This is a genomic window from Burkholderia sp. GbtcB21 (assembly GCF_019091065.1).
GTDB classification, from domain to species: domain Bacteria; phylum Pseudomonadota; class Gammaproteobacteria; order Burkholderiales; family Burkholderiaceae; genus Burkholderia; species Burkholderia pyrrocinia_C.
The window spans coordinates 1-282 of record NZ_JAGXKA010000207.1 but is presented as its reverse complement, the minus strand read 5'-3'; the positions used below and the strand labels follow the sequence as shown (position 1 = coordinate 282).

At 64.5% G+C, this 282-nt stretch carries 1 protein-coding gene; it reads right to left on the bottom strand.

The features are described 5' to 3' along the window. Positions 1-282: acyltransferase family protein (locus KVT39_RS36840; protein ID WP_217591469.1), on the bottom strand; the 282-nt coding region annotated here is incomplete at its 3' end.

Sequence of the window (282 nt, the reverse complement as noted above, 5' to 3'; positions counted from 1 at the left end):
CCACATCAGGTATGGATAGACGATCGTCCGCACCTTCGACCCGATGAACCGGTGCGGCGCGCTGCGCAACGAGCCGCAGACGTGCAGCCCGGACAGGATGAAGAACAGCGGCATGTGGAACGTGTAGATCACGTAGTCGATCCATTCGAACGCGGTATCGGGCAGGCCCGCCGGCTCGAGGCCCGACGAGGCGGCTCCGCGCAACACGTGTCCGAAGACGACAAGCATGATCCCCGCGCCACGGGCGACGTCGAGGCTCGTTTCGCGTGCGGTCGTAGACAT